Here is an 18018-nt window from a genome sequence, read left to right as displayed (position 1 = left end):
AAGCCGCCAGCTGGGCAATTTAGAGAAACCGCCGTATTCTGCCCTGAGAAACCGGCGTTTTAGGGTGGCGCACCGCAAAGATGCAGCCGTGTAACCGCCTTTTGCACCAACATTGCACCATATTGGTGCAATGTTGGTGCGCACTAGTTCTGTGCAGAATCAGCCTCGCACCAACTCAGGGCCCAGCGACATCTGCAGTGCATTCAGCCCTTCCAGCAGACCCGCGTACGCCAGTTGCACCGCAGCCGGTTCACCCTTCACACCCAGCTCGATGTGGCGCCCCCATTCCGGGTGGTCCACGCTGGGCAAGCTGAACACTTTGACCGCGTGGCGGCGCTCCAACGCCTCCATCAAGGGAGTCAGGGTGGACTCCATGGCACCAAAAACGACCACAGATCGCTCCAGCCAACCCTGGCGGCGGTGCAGGTGCGCGTACTGCTGGTCCAGCACCCATGCCACCATGGGCCAGGCCATCACCGGGAAGCCGGGAACAAAGTGCACGCCGCCGGATTGGGTCCCCACACAGCTGAAGCCGGGGATCTTGTTGTAGGGGTTAGGAATGATGGCCGCACCGCGGGGAAACATGCCCATGTTGAGGCGGTGCACGTTGTCGGCGCGATCAGGCTCGTAGGGCAAGCCTTGCTCCATGGCAACGTCCTGCATGCGCTCGCGGATCAGTTGCTCGGCCTGCGGGTGCAATTCCAGTGGCACGCCCAGCGCACGCGCCGCGCACTGGCGCGTGTGGTCATCGGGTGTTGCACCTATGCCACCAAATGAGAACACCACGTCGCCCGAGGCAAACGCACGCTGCAAGGTCTGGGTGATGCGCTCGGGGTCGTCACCCACATAGTCTGCGTAGGCCAGCTGCAAACCCCGCTCGCCCAACAGCTCAATGGCTTTGGACAAATGTTTGTCGGCACGCTTGCCCGACAGGATTTCGTCTCCGATGATGACCAAACCAACGTTCATGCAAGCTCCAGAGGGTTGACGGGCAATTCAGGTGACTGGGGTGGCGCAGGTGGCACCTGGGCGCGCTCCCAGCGCAGTTGCTGCAACGCCGCCAGACAGTAGTGGGCAAACCACAGCGACGCGAAAGCAAACACCAGGGTGTACAGCCAGATGGAAATGGGGATCAGGAATGGCGCCATGGCCACGGCCACAAAACCCACGGACCAGACCAGGCTGGGCGCGGCCCCCAGGTATCCCGCAAACACGCCCATGCCCAGCAGCCACCAGCGGTGGCGCTGGAACAGGGTATGGCGCTCTTCGGCCGTGGCATGGTCGGCCAGCGCGTCAAACGCCATCACGCGGTAGGTCAGCCAGCCCCAAATCAGCGGTGGTACGATCAGTACCAGCGGAGGCACAAACCACAGCGGCGCGGACAGCAGCATGGCCGACAGCGCCAGCACTGTGGAGCCCAAGGCCCAGACGATGCTGAAAGCGTAGGAAGCACCGCCGGTGCGCTCCAGCTGTGGAAAACGGCGTCGGGTGACCAGGCGCACCATCAGTGGCGTCATCAGCATGGCAACCAACAACAGACAGGCCATCACAATCAGGGGCGTGGCCACAGCGATGACGATCAGCGGGACCAGTACGGTTTTCAATTTACCCGCACCTGCCGATTCGAGCCATGCCCACAGGCTGTTGAGCAGGTCGGAGGACTCCAGCATGCGCTGTACGGCCGCCAGCGCGGCGTCCATGAAAAAATAGCCCAGCCCGGCAATCAGCCCGATCATGAGTAGCAGCGGCAACAGCGAGAGGCCAATCACCCGTGGGTGCAGGCAGTACGCCACCGAGCGCCAGAAGGCATCGAGCATGGCGTTCATGGTTCTAGCCCACCGCCTGCACGGCAGCCAATTCATCGGCACTCAGCCACCGCCACTGACCAGGCGCGAGATCGGCCGGTAAAGCCATGCCACCGATTTTGGAACGGTGTAGCCCTTCCACCCGGTTGCTGACCGCAGCCACCATGCGTTTGACCTGGTGGTACTTGCCCTCCGTCAGGGTCAGGCGCAAGTGGAACTCGCCCACAGCCTCACAGGCGGCGGCGCGCACGGGCTTGGGGTCATCGTCCAGCACCACGCCAGCCAACAGCTTTTGAACCTGCTTTTCATCCAACGGGTGCTTCACTGTCACGTCATACACCTTGGGCACATGGTGGCGCGGAGAGCTCATTTTGTGGATGAACTTACCGTCGTCGGTGAGCAGCAGCATGCCCGTGGTGTCCTGGTCCAGCCGGCCTACAGCCTGCACGCCCTGCACAGCGGCTTTTTGCGGCCTTGTGCGCAGCGGAGATGGCAGCAGCGTGTAGATGCTGGGGTAGGTGGAGGGCTTTTGCGAACACTCCGTACCAGCTGGCTTGTGCAGCACGATGTAGGCCTTCTCGAAGTACTGCCACTCCACACCCTGCACCTTGAAACGCAAACCCTCTGCTACAAATTCAGTAGCTGCTTGTTCAATGGCGACGGGGGCTAGCGTGTCATTTGGCATGTAGACCTGCACCAGACCCTGTTGGATCAAACCCGCACACACCCGGCGCGTGCCAAAGCCCTGCGAATAGAGTATTTCCTGAAGCTGCATGGACCGTAGTATCGCAGCCACAATCCGATTTAAACTTTGTCCACCCATCTCTTAGCGAGCAACCAACACATGTCTGATGATCTGGTGTTTAGTGACGAGCAAGCAGAACCCGTGACCCGCAAGGGGCTGGTGCCTTGGCAGGTTCTGGTGGTGGATGACGAACCCGCCGTGCACGAAGTCACCAAGCTGGTGATGTCGGACTTCGAGATGGACGGCCGCCGCCTGGAGTTCACCCACTGCTACAGCGCCACCGAAGCCCGCACCGTGCTGGCCACACGCACGGACATTGCGCTGATCCTGCTGGACGTAGTGATGGAAACCGAACACGCTGGCTTGGATCTGGCCCGCCACATCCGTGAAGAGCTGGGCAACCTGAACGTGCGCATCATCCTGCGCACCGGCCAGCCAGGCCAGGCGCCTGAAGAGCAGGTGATCCGCGACTACGACATCAACGACTACAAGGAAAAAACCGACCTCACCCGGCGCAAGCTGATCACGGTCTTCTACGCTGGCCTGCGCGCCTACCGCGACCTGATGCGCATCGAGCACGCCCGCCTGGGTCTGCGCCGCTCCATCGAAGCTATCAGCCAAGTCTGTGATTCGCGCAACCTGCGAGGCTTTGCCTCCGCCGTGCTGGAGCAGGTCAATTTCCTGCTGGACCTCAATGGTGAGGGCCTTTGCGCCAGCCGCGTGTCCGCCTACACAGCGAATTCGAACGAAGGCCAGCTCAAGGTACTGGCAGCCACCGAGGCCTATTCGCAGCTCATGGTGGACGAGGAAGTGAGCAACCTGCCGCGCAGCGTGCAGGACGCCATTGCCCGCGCGCTGCGTGACAAAGCCAGCCACCATGGAGAGCAGCACTACGCAGGCTACTTCAAGACCAAGGCCGGCAGCGAGAGCCTGATCTACATGGAGTTTGACGAACCCATCAATGACCAGGCTTGCGAGTTGCTGGAGCTGTTTTCGCGCAACGTGGCCATCACCTACGACGGCCTGCTGCTGCGCGAGGACACCGAGGCGGTACAGCGCTCCACCATCGGCCTGCTCAGCGGCGCCATCGAGCGGCGCTGCAACGAGTCATCCCTGCACCCCCAGCGGGTGGGTGATCTGGCCGCGTTGCTGGTGAGCAAGCTGGGTGCCAGTGACCACGAGGTAGAGCTCATGCGGGTGGCGGCCACGCTCCACGATGTGGGCAAGGTCTGCATTCCTGACCACATCCTCACCAAGCCCGGTCCACTCGATGCGCAAGAATGGGAGACCATGAAAACCCATGCCGGCGAGGGACACGCCCTGCTCTCGCGTTCACGGTCGCGCGTACATGCCTTGGGTGCGCAAATAGCCCATGAGCACCACGAACACTGGGACGGCACGGGCTACCCACAAGGCCTCAAGGCCGACGCCATCAGCTTGCCTGGGCGTATTGCCGCCGTGGCCGACGTGCTGGACTCGCTGGCCAGCGCCAGCTGTTACAAGAAGGCCTGGCCTCTGGCTGAGGCGTTGGACTACCTGAACGCTGAGGCCGGCCGGCACTTTGACCCCAGCCTGGTAGCTTTGGTGAACACGCACCGCGCAGAAGTCGAGAAGATTTACAAAAACTGACCAAATCGCAAAAGCACGGTAAACTTTTACCCAATTACAGAGCCGCAAAGACGGCTTAACTTTCAGGGTGGAACGTGATGTTGCTTTCTCTTGTAGTCGGTATCGCGCTGGGGGCCGCCCTGTATTGGGGGTGGGACCGCTACCAGCAACGCCAGCGGCGGCGTATCCCCTCGGTTTGGCCCCTTAAAACCCGTCCCTTGGTCAACTCCCAGGAACGGCGCGTCTGGATCTGGCTCACCAAGGTGATGTTTGACCAGCACATCCTCATCAAACTCCCCGTCACCCGCTTCACCGCCCCTGCCAAGCAGACCGAGGCGACGCACTGGTACAAGATCCTGAACGGGGTGTACTGCACTTTCACCATCTGCGGACTGGATGGCAAGGTGGTGGGCTGCATTGACGTGATTGGCCCGCACGGCCTGTCCATGGGCAACCAGACCCTCAAACACAGCTTGTTGGACCAATGCAATATCCGCTACTGGGTGGTGGACCCCGCCAACCTGCCGCACCTGAGCCAGATTCGAGCCGCCTTTTTGGGCGAACAGGCAGCACATGTCACGGGCAGTCAACCGCTGGAATCCCGCTTCCAGGATGTGCGCGACCACCTGCACGCGGTGGTCACCCGGCGCCGGCAGAGCAAGGACGCGGAGGGCACTCCCTCAGGCTTGACGCCTTTGGAAGCCGCACCAGCATCCGATTTCCCGGAAAGCCGCTTGGCCTCGGGTTGGGAAATCAATTCCTTTGTCAGTCCGCTGGACAGCCGCGTGAACGACCACGCGGCCTGAATCTAGCGGCGCGCTACTAGCGCGCGCCAAGTGCCAGGCTGGCCTGGGTATCCTGGTCGAACTGCGCCATGGCCGCTTGCGTGAGCGCATCAGTGGACCATGCCGCGAGACTGGCGGGTGGCAGGGTCACGGCAGCCGCCCCAATCCCGATCAGTTGGGCCAATACTTCGGGCGACTTGATGCTCGCAGCCAGCAATTGCGGCCCCTGCCCCTGCAGTGCCACACAGGCCTGCATCAGCGCCCAGACATTGCGCCCGTCGTTGGCCAAGCGCCCCACATAGGGCGCAACGTAGTCGGCTCGCATGTCACGCGCCCAGAGTAGCTGCACTGGATTGGAGAGTCCTGTCAACAAAATCGCCTGCCCAGACTCTCGAACCTGGCGAATGCAGGGCTCCCACACCGCGGCACACGGCAGCTTGATGGTGAGCTGCACGCGCGCAGCGTCGGCCGCATTGCGCAGCGCATTCAGCCACCGCGCGGCGTCTGTCAGGTCCGCGCTGGGCAATTGCAGCATCAGCTCGGCAAAACCGTGGTCAGCAACTGCCTGCACCAAGCCCAGATAGGACGCCAACGTGACGGGGAGACCGGCCTGAAACACCAAGCTGGGGTTGGTGGTCACGCCCTGCACAGCAGGGCAACCGGCAGGCAGGATCCAACTCGTCACCTGCGCCGAGTCAAGGTAAATTTTCACACCCAAATTCCTTTGTTCAACGCCCCCAAATTGGGGCTCAGAGGATCACGCCCTTGCAATACATGGCGTTGCCATAGGCAGTCGCCTCGCCACTCTGGACAATCAGGCTGGCACCCTTGATCTTGTCATAGAAGGCAAAGCGTTCAACCGGTTCCACGCGGCTTTCGGGCAATCCTTCCTGCTGCAGCCAGTCCACCACCGCCTGCTGGGCAGCCGTGCGGTGCTCCAAAGGCTGGTGGCTGACACGCATGTAGGCAGCTGGACACGCCACATCTTCCGCCAGCGGAATCACCGACAGCACAGCCTTGCTCACCCGTTCCAGCGAATGGCCGGGCAGGCGTACCAGCGGCTTGCCCGCGCTCAAAAAGTCCGCCGTGAAATTGGCATCCACCACGGCCACCCACTCTCCATGGCCCATGGCCGAAAGGTGCATGAGCAACTCCGGAGTCAGCAAAGGATCTATTCCCTTCAACATAGCGCAATCTTCCTTAAATGGGGGCCAACGCGTGCACCGCAAAAATCTGCACGGACACCGATAGCCTGTTTACGTCAGGGCTGGAGCATGCCAGACCCTGATACGAAATCATATTAGTAAAACTACTTGATTTATTTAAACGAAACTGCGTTATTCTCGCTGCCACTGCAAAATAGGTATTACTTTTTGCCAAATCAGGCGTGGTCACAGGTATTGCGCCGGTTTAAGCTGCGCAGCGCGCTGGTACAGACCAGACGAAGCGCATCAACCAATCTGAGAGAACAATGACTGCATCGATATGGGTACTGGGTGAGGCCTTGATGGATTGTGTGGCCCAGGCCGATGGTAGCTTGCGCCCCTTCATGGGCGGTAGCCCGTTTAACCTGGCCCGCGCCGCCGCGTTGCGCGGTGCTGCAGTGGGTTATGTAAACCCCTTGTCGGCCGACCAGTTCGGTGAACACATGCAGGCGCAGTTGCGCAGCGATGGTGTGCAGGTGCTGTCGCCCCCCAGCCCCCTGCCCACCTCTTTGGCAGTGGTGCAAATCCACCACGGACAGCCCAGCTACGGCTTTTACCGTGAAGGCATTGCGGACCGGGACTACACCGTGGAGTCAGTGCTGCAGCGTCTGCAAGACCAGCCCACCGGCGTGCTGCATACCGGCTCACTGCTGCTGGTTCCTCCCGAACACCATAAAGTGCTGGCCATCCTGCGAGGCGCGAAGGCGCTTGGCTGGACCATCAGCGTGGATGTCAACCTTCGCCCCAAATTAGCCGCAAATCTGGCGGACTACGTGCAGGCCGTGCGGACCGTTGCAGCCATGGCTGACTGGCTAAAGGCCAGCGACGAGGACTTGGAGTTGTTGGGCTTTCCTGAACCCAGGCGTACGGACGGTGCGCGTATCGCCGCACACTTCGCTGCGCAGGGCACCAGCCGCATTGCACTCACATTTGGGGGCGATGGTGCCTGGCTGGGCGTGGACGGGATGTGGGCTGAAGCCGATGTGCCGGCCACCCAGGTTGTGGACACGGTAGGCGCAGGTGACACCTTCTGGGGCAATTGCCTGGGTGACTGGGCACTGAATCCGGTGAACGCTGCCCAACGCGTAGGGACCACACTGAAAGAAGCGATGCAGGCCGCGGCTATCAATTGCAGCCGCGCAGGATGCCAGCCGCCACGCTATGGCGAAGTTGTGGCGGCGGTGTAAACCGCGAGGGGTGGTAAGGTTGGTGAATGGCCCCACGCATCACCATCCAGGAAACCGAGGTGGAAACCTCGGCAATCCGCGCCCAGGGCGCGGGCGGGCAAAACGTCAACAAAGTCAGCAGCGCCATCCATCTGCGCTTCGACATTCCTGCATCGTCCCTTCCGGATGAAGTGAAGGAGCGGCTGCTGCAACTGTCGGACAGCCGTATCACGCGAGATGGTGTGCTGGTTATCAAGGCGCAGCAGTTTCGCACCCAAGAGCTGAACCGGTTTGACGCCTTTGAGCGCCTGCACACGTTGGTCAACAGCGTGGCTGATCCGCCAAAAGCCCGCAAAGCAACCAAGCCCACCTACGCCGCCAAACAACGCCGGCTGCAGTCCAAGGCGCAGCGATCGGCCATCAAGGCCCAACGTGGACGAGGCGAAGACTAGAGGAGATCCAACAGAGCCTCCGGGCTGGCGATGGACGCATCCGCGCCCCAGGCCAGGGTGTCACTTTGGGCCCCCAGATAGCCATAGGTGGCAGCCACGGTGTACATGCCCGCCGCCCGCCCGGCCACAATGTCACGCTCATCGTCCCCAACGTATACACAATGCGCGGGGGCCACGCCCAGACGCCGAGCCGCCTCCAGCAGCGGCGCCGGATGCGGCTTGGCATGCGGCGTGGTGTCGCCACTCACAATGGCCTTGGCCGAGGCAAACAAAGGCATGGCCGCTGCCAGCGGCTCGGTGAAGCGCGCCGATTTGTTGGTCACCACGCCCCATAGCAACCGACGCTCGACGATGGCCTGTAACAAGGGCGGAACTCCGTCAAAAGCAAACGTGCGCTCGGTCATACAGCGCTCGTAGTTGGCGAAGAACTCATCGCGCAAGGCCTCATAGCCCGCGTCGCTCGGCCCGATGCCAAACGCCACGCCCAGCATGCCGCGCGCGCCAGCGCCAGCCATGGGACGGTAGTGCTCCAGTGGCAACGACGGCAATCCACGACCTACGCGCATCAGATCAGCTGCTGCCCCCAGATCAGGGGCACTGTCAATCAGCGTGCCATCCAAGTCAAAAAGTACCGCCGCAATCGGTCCTGCAAAACGGGTCATCGGGCTTCCAGAGGTTTTTGGGTGGCAAACAGGTAGTTCACCTGGGTATTGGCACTCAATGCGTAGCGCCGAGTCAGCGGGTTGTAGCCCAGACCCTGGGTGGCTTGCAGTTCTAACCCGGCGCGTCGGCAGTAGGCCGCCAGCTCGCTGGGGCGAATCATCTTGGCGTATTCGTGGGTGCCACGCGGCAAGAGGTTGAGCAGGTACTCCGCTCCCACAATCGCCTGCAAAAATGCGCTGGCATTGCGGTTCAGGGTTGAGAAAAACACCCAGCCACCGGGCTTGACCAGGGTGGCACAGGCTTGCACCACGGACGCGGGATCGGGCACGTGTTCCAGCATTTCCATGCAGGTCACCACATCAAAGCTGGCTGGCTTCTCCTGCGCGAGGGCTTCGGCACTCACCTCACGGTACGCCACGTGCGCCGTTTGCGCCTCTAGCGCATGCAGCTGCGCCACCTTGAGCGCCTTGGACGAGAGGTCAATCCCGAGCACGTCAGCCCCTTGACGGGCCATGGAGTCGGCCAGAATGCCGCCACCGCAACCGATATCCAAAGCCTGCCCCCCCCGCAGCGCACACATGGATTGGATCCAACCCAGCCGCAACGGATTGATCTGGTGCAGCGGCCGAAACTCGCTGTCCATATCCCACCAGCGGTGGGCTAACTCGGAAAACTTGGCCAGCTCGGCCGGATCAGCGTTCAAGGTAGTGGTCATAAGGTAATGGTGGCACAGACAAGAAAAAACCCGCCGAAGCGGGTTTTTTCACAAACCATGGAATGGTCCAGTTATTGGGCGCGAGTGCCAACAACTTCAATTTCCACGCGGCGGTTCTTGGCGCGACCTTCTTTGGTCTTGTTGTCAGCAACAGGCTGCTTCTCGCCCTTGCCTTCGGTGTACACGCGGTTCTTTTCGATGCCCTTGGACACCAGGTAAGCCTTGACAGCTTCAGAACGTGCAACCGAAAGCTTTTGGTTGTAGGCGTCAGAACCAACCGAGTCGGTGTGGCCGACAGCGATGATGACTTCAAGGTTGATGCCCTTGACCTTGCCGACCAAATCGTCCAGCTTAGCCTTGCCTTCAGGCTTCAACACAGCCTTGTCAAAATCGAAGAACGCATCAGCTGCGTAAGTCACTTTGCTGGCTGCTGCGGCAGCAGGAGCTGCGGCTGCGGGGGCTGCTGCGGCAGGAGCTGCGGCTGCGGGAGCGGCAGGAGCTGCAGCGGCAGGCGCGGGAGCAGCGATGGCACCGTCGCAACCAGGAGCGGCCGTAGCGGGGGTCCAGCTAGCATCGCGCCAGCATTCGCCGGATGTGTTTTTCCAAACGTCACCGGAGACATTGCGCCAGTTGTGGATTTCTTGCGCACCAGCAGCAGTGGCCAAAACGGCTGTTGCAATGAGGATTGCGACTTTGTTCAATTGTTTCATGAGACCTTCCTTTGTCGAGACAAACTGCAGCAACGCTGCGACTATTTATGTGACGCCCAAAGTAATTGTGCACCAGAGACGTTCGCGCCATTGTGCCATAGCGCACATAGGCTTTTGATACATCCGTATCAGCCCTGTAACTCCCTAGCCGCCTATCGGGTGCTTTGTTGCTCTCAAGCCACAGCTCGGCGGCCGTAGAATCAAAGGCTGTCCCTGACATAGCCTGCCACCATCCATGACCCAGTTCGCCAAAGAAACCCTGCCCATCAGCCTTGAAGAGGAAATGCGCCGGAGCTACCTTGACTACGCCATGAGCGTGATCGTGGGCCGCGCCCTCCCTGATGCGCGGGACGGTCTGAAGCCCGTGCACCGCCGTGTGCTGTTCGCGATGCACGAGCTGAACAACGACTGGAACCGGGCTTACAAAAAGTCGGCGCGTATCGTGGGCGACGTGATCGGTAAGTACCACCCCCACGGTGACCAGTCGGTGTACGACACCATCGTGCGCATGGCGCAGGACTTCTCGATGCGCCACATGCTGGTCGACGGCCAAGGCAACTTCGGTTCGGTGGATGGCGACAACGCCGCTGCGATGCGTTACACCGAAATTCGGTTGGCAAAAATTGCGCACGAACTGCTGGCGGACCTGGACAAGGAAACGGTCGATTTCGGACCCAACTACGACGGATCCGAAAAAGAACCCCTGGTGCTGCCCACCCGCATTCCCAACCTGCTGGTCAACGGCTCGGGCGGCATTGCCGTGGGTATGGCCACCAACATCCCGCCGCACAACCTGAACGAAGTGGTGGATGCCTGCCTGCATCTGCTGAAAAACCCCAGCGCATCCATCGACGAGTTGATGGAAATCATCCCGGCACCCGACTTCCCCACTGCCGGCATCATTTACGGCATCAATGGTGTCAAGGACGGCTACCGCACGGGCCGCGGGCGCGTCGTGATGCGCGCCAAATGCCACTTTGAGGACATCGACAAGGGCCAGCGCCAAGCCATCATCGTCGACGAGCTGCCCTACCAGGTCAACAAGAAGACGCTGCAGGAGCGCATGGCCGAACTGGTGCACGAGAAGAAGATCGAAGGCATCAGCCACATCCAGGACGAATCCGACAAGTCCGGCATGCGCCTGGTGATCGAACTCAAGCGCGGCGAAGTACCCGAGGTGGTGCTGAACAACCTGTACAAGCAGACGCAGTTGCAGGACACCTTCGGCATCAACATGGTGGCGCTGGTGAATGGCCAGCCCAAGCTGTGTAACCTGAAGGACCTGATCGAGGTTTTCCTGAACCATCGCCGCGAAGTGGTGACACGCCGCACGGTGTTCAACCTGCGCAAGGCGCGCGAACGCGGCCACGTGCTGGAAGGTCTGGCCGTGGCGATGGCCAACATCGACGAGTTCATCCGCATCATCCGCGAATCGCCCACGCCGCCTGTGGCCAAGGTCGAGCTGATGAATCGCCCTTGGGACAGCAAGCTGGTGCGCGAAATGCTCACCCGCACGCGTGCCGACGGCGGTGTGGTCAATGCCGACGACTACCGTCCGGATGGTCTGGAAAAAGAATTCGGCATGGGCAACGACGGTCTGTACCGCCTGTCCGAAACGCAGGCGCAGGAAATCCTGCAAATGCGCCTGCAACGCCTGACGGGACTGGAGCAGGACAAGGTCATCGCCGAGTACAAGGAAGTCATGGCGGAGATCGAAGATCTGCTGGACATCCTGGCCAAGCCCGAGCGCGTTTCGACCATCATTGGCGAAGAACTGGGCCATGTGAAACAGGAATTCGGCCAAAGCAAGCTGGGCGTCCGCCGCAGCCTGGTCGAGCATTCCTCGTTCGACCTGTCTACCGAAGACCTCATCACGCCCACCGACATGGTGGTGACCATGAGCCACAGCGGATATATCAAGAGCCAGCCCCTGGGGGAATACCGTGCGCAAAAACGCGGCGGCCGTGGCAAACAGGCCACCGCCACCAAGGAAGACGACTGGGTCGACCAGCTCTTCGTGGCCAACACGCACGACTACATCCTGTGCTTCTCCAACCGCGGTCGCCTGTACTGGCTCAAAGTCTGGGAAGTGCCACAGGGCTCACGCGGTTCACGCGGCCGCCCCATCGTCAACATGTTCCCGCTGCAAGAGGGCGAAAAGATCACCGTGGTGCTGGCACTGACCGGTGAGAAACGCACCTTCCCGGCCGACCAATATGTGTTCATGGCCACCAGCATGGGCACGGTCAAGAAGACCGCACTGGACGAATTCAACAACCCGCGCAAGGGCGGCATCATTGCCGTGAACCTGGACGAGGGCGACTACCTGATTGGTGCCGCGCTGACCGACGGCAAGCACGACGTGATGCTGTTCAGCGACGGCGGCAAGGCTGTGCGCTTTGACGAAGACGATGTGCGTCCGTTGGGCCGCAACGCCCGCGGTGTGCGCGGCATGTCGCTGGAAGCCGGCCAAAGCGTGATCGCCATGCTGGTCGCGGAGGACGAACAGCAAAGCGTGCTGACGGCCACCGAAAATGGCTATGGCAAGCGCACCAGCATCACCGAGTACACGCGCCATGGTCGTGGCACCAAGGGCATGATCGCCATTCAACAGAGCGAGCGCAACGGCAAGGTCGTGGCCGCCACGCTGGTGCATGCGGACGACGAAATCATGCTGATCACCGACAAGGGCGTGCTGGTACGCACCCGTGTTGCCGAAATCCGCGAACTGGGCCGTGCGACACAGGGTGTGACGCTGATTGGGCTGGACGAAGGCTCCAAGCTCAGCGGCCTGCAACGTATTGTGGAAAACGACGCTAATCCGGCCGATGCAGAACCGGGTGAGGATGCGGGCGAAGAGGCCGAGGGCGCATAAGCCCTTTGCATACGCTCCTGAATTGATAGCTGCTGGCGCATATTTAACGGGGGCTAGCGCCCTATTTAACCCATAAACCTGCGAATGCAACGTCCTTACAATTTCTCGGCCGGTCCGGCCGCCATGCCAGAGGAAGTGCTGGCGCAAGCCGCCGACGAGATGCTGAACTGGCCCGATGCCAGCGGACAGCGGTGTGGCATGGGTGTGATGGAGATGAGCCACCGCGGCAAAGAGTTTCAAAGCATTTACGAGACCGCGGAATCCGACCTGCGCGAACTGCTCGCCGTGCCCCCGCAGTTCAAGATCCTGTTCATGCAGGGTGGCGGGCTGGCAGAAAATGCCATCGTGCCGCTGAACCTGAGCGCCCTGCGCGCGCCAGCCGGCGAACCAGGCACGGCGGACTTTGTGGTCACCGGCAGCTGGAGCGACAAATCGCTCAAGGAAGCTGCCAAGTTCTGCCACACCAAGGCTGTGGCCACGGGCAAGCCTGAGGGATTCACCCACATTCCCGACGCCGCCACCTGGCAGCTCAGCCCGAATGCCAGCTACGTGCACCTGTGCACCAATGAGACCATCAACGGCATCGAATTTCACGCCCTGCCCGATCTCAAGGCCCTGGGTTCCGACGCCGAGTTGGTGATTGACTTCTCGTCCCATGTAGCCTCACGCCCGGTGGACTGGAGCAAGGTGGGACTGGCCTTTGGCGGTGCCCAAAAGAACCTGGGCCCCGCGGGTGTCACCGTGGTGGTGGTGCGTGAAGACATGCTGGGCCATGCCCTGCCCGTCTGCCCCAGCGCATTTGACTACAAGACGGTGGCCGACAATGGCTCGATGTACAACACCCCGCCCACCTATTCGATCTACATGGCGGGCTTGGTCTTCCAATGGCTCAAGCGCCAGGGCGGCATTGCAGCCATGGAAGCACGCAACATCGCCAAGGCCGAGTTGCTCTACAAGGCCATTGACGGCAGCAGCCTGTACTTCAACAAGGTAAGCCCCGCATGCCGCTCGCGCATGAACGTCCCGTTCTTCCTGCGCAATGAAGCGCTGAACGACGCCTTTCTGGCCGGTGCCAAGGCCACCGGACTGCTGCAGCTCAAGGGCCACAAGTCGGTGGGCGGCATGCGCGCCAGCATCTACAACGCCATGCCGCTGGAAGGTGTGCAGGCGCTGGTGCAGTACCTGCAAGAGTTCGAACGCACGCACGGCTAAGACACCCACCATGGCACGCACCCTCCCCGAACTCCGAGTCCTGATCGACGCCGTCGACCAGGAGTTGCTGGCCCTGCTCTCCCGCCGCGCCGCACTGGCCAACGAGGTTGGAGAAGTCAAAAAACTCGATGGCTCTGCCATTTTTCGCCCTGACCGCGAAGCCCAGGTCATCGCCAAGCTGCAGCAGGCCAACCAGGGCGCACTGAAGAGTGAAAACGTGGCCGTAATCTGGCGCGAGATCATGTCGGCCTGCCGCGCCCTGGAGGCCCCACAACGCGTGGCTTACCTGGGCCCCAAAGGCACCTTCAGCGAAGAGGCTGCCCTGCGTTTCTTCGGCTCCAGCATCACCCATGTGCCCTGCGCCAACTTTGACGAGGTGTTCCACGCGGCCACCGCGGGTTCGGCCGAATTTGGCGTGATTCCCGTAGAGAACAGCACCGAGGGCGTGGTGACACGCTCGCTGGACCTGCTGCTGAACTCGCCACTGCACATCGTGGGCGAGATCAGCCTGCTGGTGCGCCACCATCTGCTGCGCAGCACCGCGTCGCTGGACGGCATTGAAGTGGTGCTGGCCCACCCCCAGGCGCTGGCGCAGTGCCAGCAGTGGCTGACCACCCACCTGCCCAACGCCGAGCGCCGCGCGGTCTCCAGCAACGCCGAGGGTGCGCGCCTGGCCGCCAGCAACCCGGCCTGGGCCGGCATTGCCAGCGAACGCGCGGGCTCCGAGTTTGGTCTGCACATTGCGTCCCACGCCATCCAGGACGAAGCCTTCAACCGCACCCGCTTTGTCGTGGTCTGCCTGCCCAGCGTGCTGCCCGCGCCCGAGGCTTCCGGCAAGGACTGCACCAGCCTCGTGGTGTCGGTCCCCAACAAACCCGGCGCCGTGCACGACATGCTGGTGCCGCTCAAACGCCACGGCGTGTCCATGACACGCTTTGAATCCCGGCCGGCACGTTCCGGCCAATGGGAATACTATTTCTACATCGACTTGCAAGGCCACCCGTCCCAACCCCATGTGGCGGCGGCCCTGAAAGACTTGTCCAGCCTGTGTGCCTTCTACAAGGTGCTGGGAACCTACCCGCTGGCCGACTGATGGAACCCTGCAGGACACCTTATGTTTGAACAGCTTGGCTTGATTGGATGTGGCTTGATGGGCGGCTCGTTTGCCCTGGCCCTCAAACGGGCCGGCTTGGTCAAACGGGTGGTGGGCTACAGCAAGTCGCCCTCCACCACCGAGCGCGCGCGCCAGATGGGTGTCATCGACATCGAGGCGCCGTCAGCCCTGCTGGCGGTATCGGGCGCCGACATCGTGCTGGTGGCCGTGCCCGTGTCCGCCACCGAGGCCACGTTCAAGGCCATCAAACACCTGGTCACGCCCAATATGTTGATCATGGACGTGGGCTCCACCAAGCGCGACGTGATCGACGCGGGCCGCCGCGGCCTGCGCGAGCACATTGGCTCGTTTGTGCCGGCCCATCCGATTGCCGGCAAGGAGCTGTCGGGCGTGGAGCATGCCGATGCCGACCTGTACGCAGGCAAACAAATCATCCTCACGCCCATTGAGCGCACCTTGACCAGCCAGTTGCAAAAGGCCGTCGACGTATGGACGGCGCTGGGTTGCCGCGTGCTCAAGATGTCGCCCGAGCAGCATGACGCCGCGTTTGCCGCCGTCAGCCACCTGCCGCACCTGATTGCATTCGCCCTCATGAACGCGATCTCGGGCCAGACCCAGGGCAAGGACTACCTCTCGTTGGCCGGTCCCGGCTTCCGCGATTTCACGCGCATTGCCGCAGGTGACCCCAAAATCTGGCGCGACATCATGGTCTCCAACCGCGAAGAGCTGCTGGAACAAAGCAAGATTTTCCAGCGCACCCTGCAGGCCATGGAACTCATGATCTCCAGCGGCAACGGCGACGCGCTGGAAGGCCTCATCGAACAGGCCAGCAACACCCGCGCCAACTGGACCATGGCGTCCAAACACCACAAATAATGTTCTCCACCGCCTTTCTGGATCTTCCCCCCCTCGGCCACGCCGCGGGCGCCGTCACCCTACCCGGCTCCAAAAGCATTTCCAACCGTGTGCTGTTGCTCGCCGCCATGAGCGCGGGCACCACCACCATCCACGATCTGCTGGACTCCGACGACACCCGCGTCATGCTGGTGGCTCTGCGCACGCTGGGCTGCGGGGTGGAAGAATCCGGCGCCACGGTGCGCATCACCGGCCTGGGCGGCCAGTTGCCCAACGCGTCGGCCAAGCTGTTCCTGGGCAACGCCGGCACCGCCATGCGCCCCCTCACCGCTGCGCTGGCCGTGCTGGGGGGGGACTTTGAACTCAGCGGCGTGCCCCGCATGCACGAGCGCCCCATCGGAGATCTGGTAGACGCCCTGCGCCAACTGGGCTGCCAGATTGACTACCTGGGCAACGACGGCTACCCGCCCCTGCGGCTGGGCCGCCCCGCCTTGCAACTGGACGCGCCCATCCAGGTGCGTGGCGACGTGTCCAGCCAGTTCCTCACCGCCCTGCTCATGGCACTGCCCCTGGTCGCAGCCAAGGACATCGTGATCGAGGTGGTGGGCGAACTCATTTCCCGCCCCTACATCGAGATCACGCTCAACCTGTTGGCACGCTTTGGCGTCCAAGTACGGCGTGACGGCTGGCAGCGCTTCACGATTCCTGCGGGCTGTCAGTTGCAGTCGCCTAGTGACATCCATGTCGAGGCAGACGCCTCAAGTGCTAGCTATTTCATAGCGCTTGGCGCAATCACGACGGGGGCTAGCGGCCAGAATGGCATCAAAATTCAGGGTGTAGGCGCCGATTCCATCCAGGGCGATATCCGCTTCATGGAAGCCGCCCAGGCCATGGGCGCCCAGATCGAGAGCGGCCCCAACTGGCTGCACGTGCAACGCGGCGCCTGGCCCCTGAAGGCCATCGACCTGGACTGCAACCACATCCCCGACGCGGCCATGACCCTGGCCGTGATGGCGCTGTACGCCGATGGCACCACCACCCTGCGCAACATCGCCAGCTGGCGTGTGAAGGAAACCGACCGCATCGCCGCCATGGCTACCGAGCTGCGCAAGCTGGGTGCCACCGTGGTGGAGGGACAAGACTTTATCCAGGTAACCCCTCCTTCGTCCCGCGCCGGTTGGAAAGCCGCCAGCATCCACACCTATGACGACCACCGCGTTGCCATGTGTTTCTCGCTGGCCGCCTTCAATCCAGCTGGCTTGCCCGTGCGCATCGAAGACCCCAAGTGCGTGGCAAAAACCTTCCCGGACTACTTTGAGGCGCTGTTCTCTGTCGCCACGGCCGATACCGCCGCCATTCCCGTAGTCTGCGTGGACGGCCCCACGGCCTCGGGGAAAGGCACGCTGGCCGCCGTGTTGGCTGAAAAGCTGGGCTACCACTTTCTGGATTCCGGCTCGCTCTACCGCATCACCGGGCTGGCGGCCACCCGTGCCGGCATAGCGCTGGATGTGGCCAACGAACAGGCCATCGTCAACCTGCTGCGCAGCCTGCCCATCCATTTCGAAGGCAGCCACATCTGGTTGGCCAACGAGGATGTGAGCGACGCCATCCGCACCGAAGAGGCTGGCATGAACGCCTCCAAAGTGTCGGCTTTCCCCGCGGTGCGCGCCGCACTGATCGATTTGCAGCGCGGTTTTCGTAAGCTGCCGGGCCTGGTGGCCGACGGGCGCGACATGGGCACGGTGATCTTTCCAGACGCCCCGCTCAAGGTCTACCTGACCGCCAGCGCCGCCTGCCGCGCAGAGCGGCGCTATAAGCAGTTGATTTCAAAGGGGATTCCCACTACAATCGACAGTCTTCGTGCCGACCTGGAGGCGCGCGACGCCCGGGACTCCTCCCGCACCGTCGCTCCCTTGAAGCCTGCAGAAGATGCCCAGTTGCTGGACAACTCGGATTTGACAGTCGAATCGTCTGTTGAAACGGTGTTGGCCTGGTGGCAAAGCAAACAGCCTTTCTAGCCCCGGCTGGCAGGGCAAACTGGTCCCCATAGCTCTTCTCGCGCGTCTGCGCACCGGCTGTGGGGTTCAATAACTTAACCCCGCGGTACC

Annotated in this window: 17 protein-coding genes; 9 read left to right on the top strand and 8 right to left on the bottom strand. The window is 61.9% G+C overall.

Going from position 1 to position 18018, the window contains the following annotated elements; genetic code table 11:
- Positions 1 to 159: 159 nt before the first annotated feature.
- The 3 genes from AC07OE_RS02795 to AC07OE_RS02785 are packed head-to-tail and all read right to left on the bottom strand — an operon-like array spanning position 160 to position 2580.
- Positions 160 to 969 (bottom strand): competence/damage-inducible protein A, encoded by an 810-nt coding sequence (locus tag AC07OE_RS02795; RefSeq protein ID WP_495069036.1) that lies wholly within the window; start codon positions 967 to 969, stop codon positions 160 to 162.
- Positions 966 to 1826, bottom strand: a complete 861-nt coding sequence (locus tag AC07OE_RS02790) for an EI24 domain-containing protein (RefSeq protein ID WP_495069035.1) — start codon at positions 1824 to 1826, stop codon at positions 966 to 968. The genes AC07OE_RS02795 and AC07OE_RS02790 overlap by 4 nt, the downstream gene beginning before the upstream one ends.
- A 4-nt stretch (positions 1827 to 1830) precedes the next feature.
- Positions 1831 to 2580: a 16S rRNA pseudouridine(516) synthase gene (locus AC07OE_RS02785; RefSeq protein ID WP_495069034.1), complete on the bottom strand. Its 750-nt coding sequence runs from the start codon at positions 2578 to 2580 to the stop codon at positions 1831 to 1833.
- Positions 2581 to 2649: 69 nt separating this feature from the next.
- Between AC07OE_RS02785 and AC07OE_RS02780 the strand changes: the two genes are divergently transcribed.
- Both AC07OE_RS02780 and AC07OE_RS02775 read left to right on the top strand, forming a co-directional pair.
- Positions 2650 to 4179 carry a DUF3369 domain-containing protein gene (locus tag AC07OE_RS02780; protein WP_495069033.1) on the top strand — a complete coding sequence of 510 codons (1530 nt, stop codon included), beginning with the start codon at positions 2650 to 2652 and terminating at the stop codon, positions 4177 to 4179.
- A 77-nt stretch (positions 4180 to 4256) separates the two neighbouring features.
- Positions 4257 to 4964 (top strand): DUF2726 domain-containing protein, encoded by a 708-nt coding sequence (locus AC07OE_RS02775; RefSeq protein WP_495069032.1) that lies wholly within the window; start codon positions 4257 to 4259, stop codon positions 4962 to 4964.
- A 16-nt stretch (positions 4965 to 4980) separates the two neighbouring features.
- Here the strand turns inward: AC07OE_RS02775 and AC07OE_RS02770 are convergent, their stop codons facing one another.
- Positions 4981 to 5655: a transaldolase family protein gene (locus tag AC07OE_RS02770; RefSeq protein ID WP_495069031.1), complete on the bottom strand. Its 675-nt coding sequence runs from the start codon at positions 5653 to 5655 to the stop codon at positions 4981 to 4983.
- Positions 5656 to 5692: 37 nt separating this feature from the next.
- Positions 5693 to 6130, bottom strand: a complete 438-nt coding sequence (locus AC07OE_RS02765; protein ID WP_495069030.1) for an RbsD/FucU family protein — start codon at positions 6128 to 6130, stop codon at positions 5693 to 5695.
- Positions 6131 to 6414: 284 nt separating this feature from the next.
- Between AC07OE_RS02765 and AC07OE_RS02760 the strand changes: the two genes are divergently transcribed.
- Positions 6415 to 7335: a PfkB family carbohydrate kinase gene (locus AC07OE_RS02760; RefSeq protein WP_495069029.1), complete on the top strand. Its 921-nt coding sequence runs from the start codon at positions 6415 to 6417 to the stop codon at positions 7333 to 7335.
- A gap of 26 nt (positions 7336 to 7361) precedes the next feature.
- Positions 7362 to 7766, top strand: coding sequence for an alternative ribosome rescue aminoacyl-tRNA hydrolase ArfB (gene arfB / locus AC07OE_RS02755; RefSeq protein ID WP_495069028.1), 405 nt, complete (start codon positions 7362 to 7364; stop codon positions 7764 to 7766).
- Here arfB and AC07OE_RS02750 read toward each other — a convergent pair.
- From AC07OE_RS02750 to ompA, 3 genes are all read right to left on the bottom strand, one after another.
- Positions 7763 to 8428, bottom strand: coding sequence for an HAD family hydrolase (locus tag AC07OE_RS02750; protein WP_495069027.1), 666 nt, complete (start codon positions 8426 to 8428; stop codon positions 7763 to 7765). The two genes, arfB and AC07OE_RS02750, sit on opposite strands and share 4 nt — an antisense overlap.
- Positions 8425 to 9144 (bottom strand): bifunctional 2-polyprenyl-6-hydroxyphenol methylase/3-demethylubiquinol 3-O-methyltransferase UbiG, encoded by a 720-nt coding sequence (gene ubiG, locus AC07OE_RS02745; RefSeq protein ID WP_495069026.1) that lies wholly within the window; start codon positions 9142 to 9144, stop codon positions 8425 to 8427. The genes AC07OE_RS02750 and ubiG overlap by 4 nt, the downstream gene beginning before the upstream one ends.
- A gap of 71 nt (positions 9145 to 9215) precedes the next feature.
- Positions 9216 to 9854, bottom strand: coding sequence for an outer membrane protein OmpA (gene ompA / locus AC07OE_RS02740; RefSeq protein ID WP_495069025.1), 639 nt, complete (start codon positions 9852 to 9854; stop codon positions 9216 to 9218).
- A 235-nt stretch (positions 9855 to 10089) separates the two neighbouring features.
- Here ompA and gyrA point away from each other — a divergent pair, with 235 nt between their 5' ends.
- From gyrA to AC07OE_RS02715, 5 genes are all read left to right on the top strand, one after another.
- Complete coding sequence (gene gyrA, locus AC07OE_RS02735) at positions 10090 to 12729, top strand: DNA gyrase subunit A (protein WP_495069024.1); 2640 nt, start codon at positions 10090 to 10092, stop codon at positions 12727 to 12729.
- 84 nt (positions 12730 to 12813) lie between these two features.
- Complete coding sequence (gene serC / locus AC07OE_RS02730; protein ID WP_495069023.1) at positions 12814 to 13941, top strand: 3-phosphoserine/phosphohydroxythreonine transaminase; 1128 nt, start codon at positions 12814 to 12816, stop codon at positions 13939 to 13941.
- A gap of 10 nt (positions 13942 to 13951) precedes the next feature.
- Complete coding sequence (pheA, locus tag AC07OE_RS02725) at positions 13952 to 15034, top strand: prephenate dehydratase (RefSeq protein WP_495069022.1); 1083 nt, start codon at positions 13952 to 13954, stop codon at positions 15032 to 15034.
- Positions 15035 to 15055: 21 nt separating this feature from the next.
- Positions 15056 to 15931 (top strand): prephenate dehydrogenase, encoded by an 876-nt coding sequence (locus AC07OE_RS02720; RefSeq protein ID WP_495069021.1) that lies wholly within the window; start codon positions 15056 to 15058, stop codon positions 15929 to 15931.
- Positions 15931 to 17928, top strand: a complete 1998-nt coding sequence (locus AC07OE_RS02715) for a bifunctional 3-phosphoshikimate 1-carboxyvinyltransferase/cytidylate kinase (RefSeq protein ID WP_495069020.1) — start codon at positions 15931 to 15933, stop codon at positions 17926 to 17928. The genes AC07OE_RS02720 and AC07OE_RS02715 overlap by 1 nt, the downstream gene beginning before the upstream one ends.
- Positions 17929 to 18018: the final 90 nt, after the last annotated feature.

This window comes from Rhodoferax sp. GW821-FHT09E07 (assembly GCF_059416145.1).
Note: the sequence above shows the minus strand (reverse complement) of the source record. Positions and strands in the feature narration are given on the sequence as shown.

Excerpts from the sequence above, each read along its gene's own strand:
- AC07OE_RS02795 (WP_495069036.1), bottom strand. The coding sequence starts at position 969 with ATGAACGTTGGTTTGGTCATCATCGGAGACGAAATCCTGTCGGGCAAG.
- AC07OE_RS02790 (WP_495069035.1), bottom strand. The coding sequence starts at position 1,826 with ATGAACGCCATGCTCGATGCCTTCTGGCGCTCGGTGGCGTACTGCCTG.
- AC07OE_RS02785 (WP_495069034.1), bottom strand. The coding sequence starts at position 2,580 with ATGCAGCTTCAGGAAATACTCTATTCGCAGGGCTTTGGCACGCGCCGG.
- AC07OE_RS02780 (WP_495069033.1), top strand. The coding sequence starts at position 2,650 with ATGTCTGATGATCTGGTGTTTAGTGACGAGCAAGCAGAACCCGTGACC.
- AC07OE_RS02775 (WP_495069032.1), top strand. The coding sequence starts at position 4,257 with ATGTTGCTTTCTCTTGTAGTCGGTATCGCGCTGGGGGCCGCCCTGTAT.
- AC07OE_RS02765 (WP_495069030.1), bottom strand. The coding sequence starts at position 6,130 with ATGTTGAAGGGAATAGATCCTTTGCTGACTCCGGAGTTGCTCATGCAC.
- AC07OE_RS02760 (WP_495069029.1), top strand. The coding sequence starts at position 6,415 with ATGACTGCATCGATATGGGTACTGGGTGAGGCCTTGATGGATTGTGTG.
- arfB (WP_495069028.1), top strand. The coding sequence starts at position 7,362 with ATGGCCCCACGCATCACCATCCAGGAAACCGAGGTGGAAACCTCGGCA.
- AC07OE_RS02750 (WP_495069027.1), bottom strand. The coding sequence starts at position 8,428 with ATGACCCGTTTTGCAGGACCGATTGCGGCGGTACTTTTTGACTTGGAT.
- ubiG (WP_495069026.1), bottom strand. The coding sequence starts at position 9,144 with ATGACCACTACCTTGAACGCTGATCCGGCCGAGCTGGCCAAGTTTTCC.
- ompA (WP_495069025.1), bottom strand. The coding sequence starts at position 9,854 with ATGAAACAATTGAACAAAGTCGCAATCCTCATTGCAACAGCCGTTTTG.
- gyrA (WP_495069024.1), top strand. The coding sequence starts at position 10,090 with ATGACCCAGTTCGCCAAAGAAACCCTGCCCATCAGCCTTGAAGAGGAA.
- serC (WP_495069023.1), top strand. The coding sequence starts at position 12,814 with ATGCAACGTCCTTACAATTTCTCGGCCGGTCCGGCCGCCATGCCAGAG.
- pheA (WP_495069022.1), top strand. The coding sequence starts at position 13,952 with ATGGCACGCACCCTCCCCGAACTCCGAGTCCTGATCGACGCCGTCGAC.
- AC07OE_RS02720 (WP_495069021.1), top strand. The coding sequence starts at position 15,056 with ATGTTTGAACAGCTTGGCTTGATTGGATGTGGCTTGATGGGCGGCTCG.
- AC07OE_RS02715 (WP_495069020.1), top strand. The coding sequence starts at position 15,931 with ATGTTCTCCACCGCCTTTCTGGATCTTCCCCCCCTCGGCCACGCCGCG.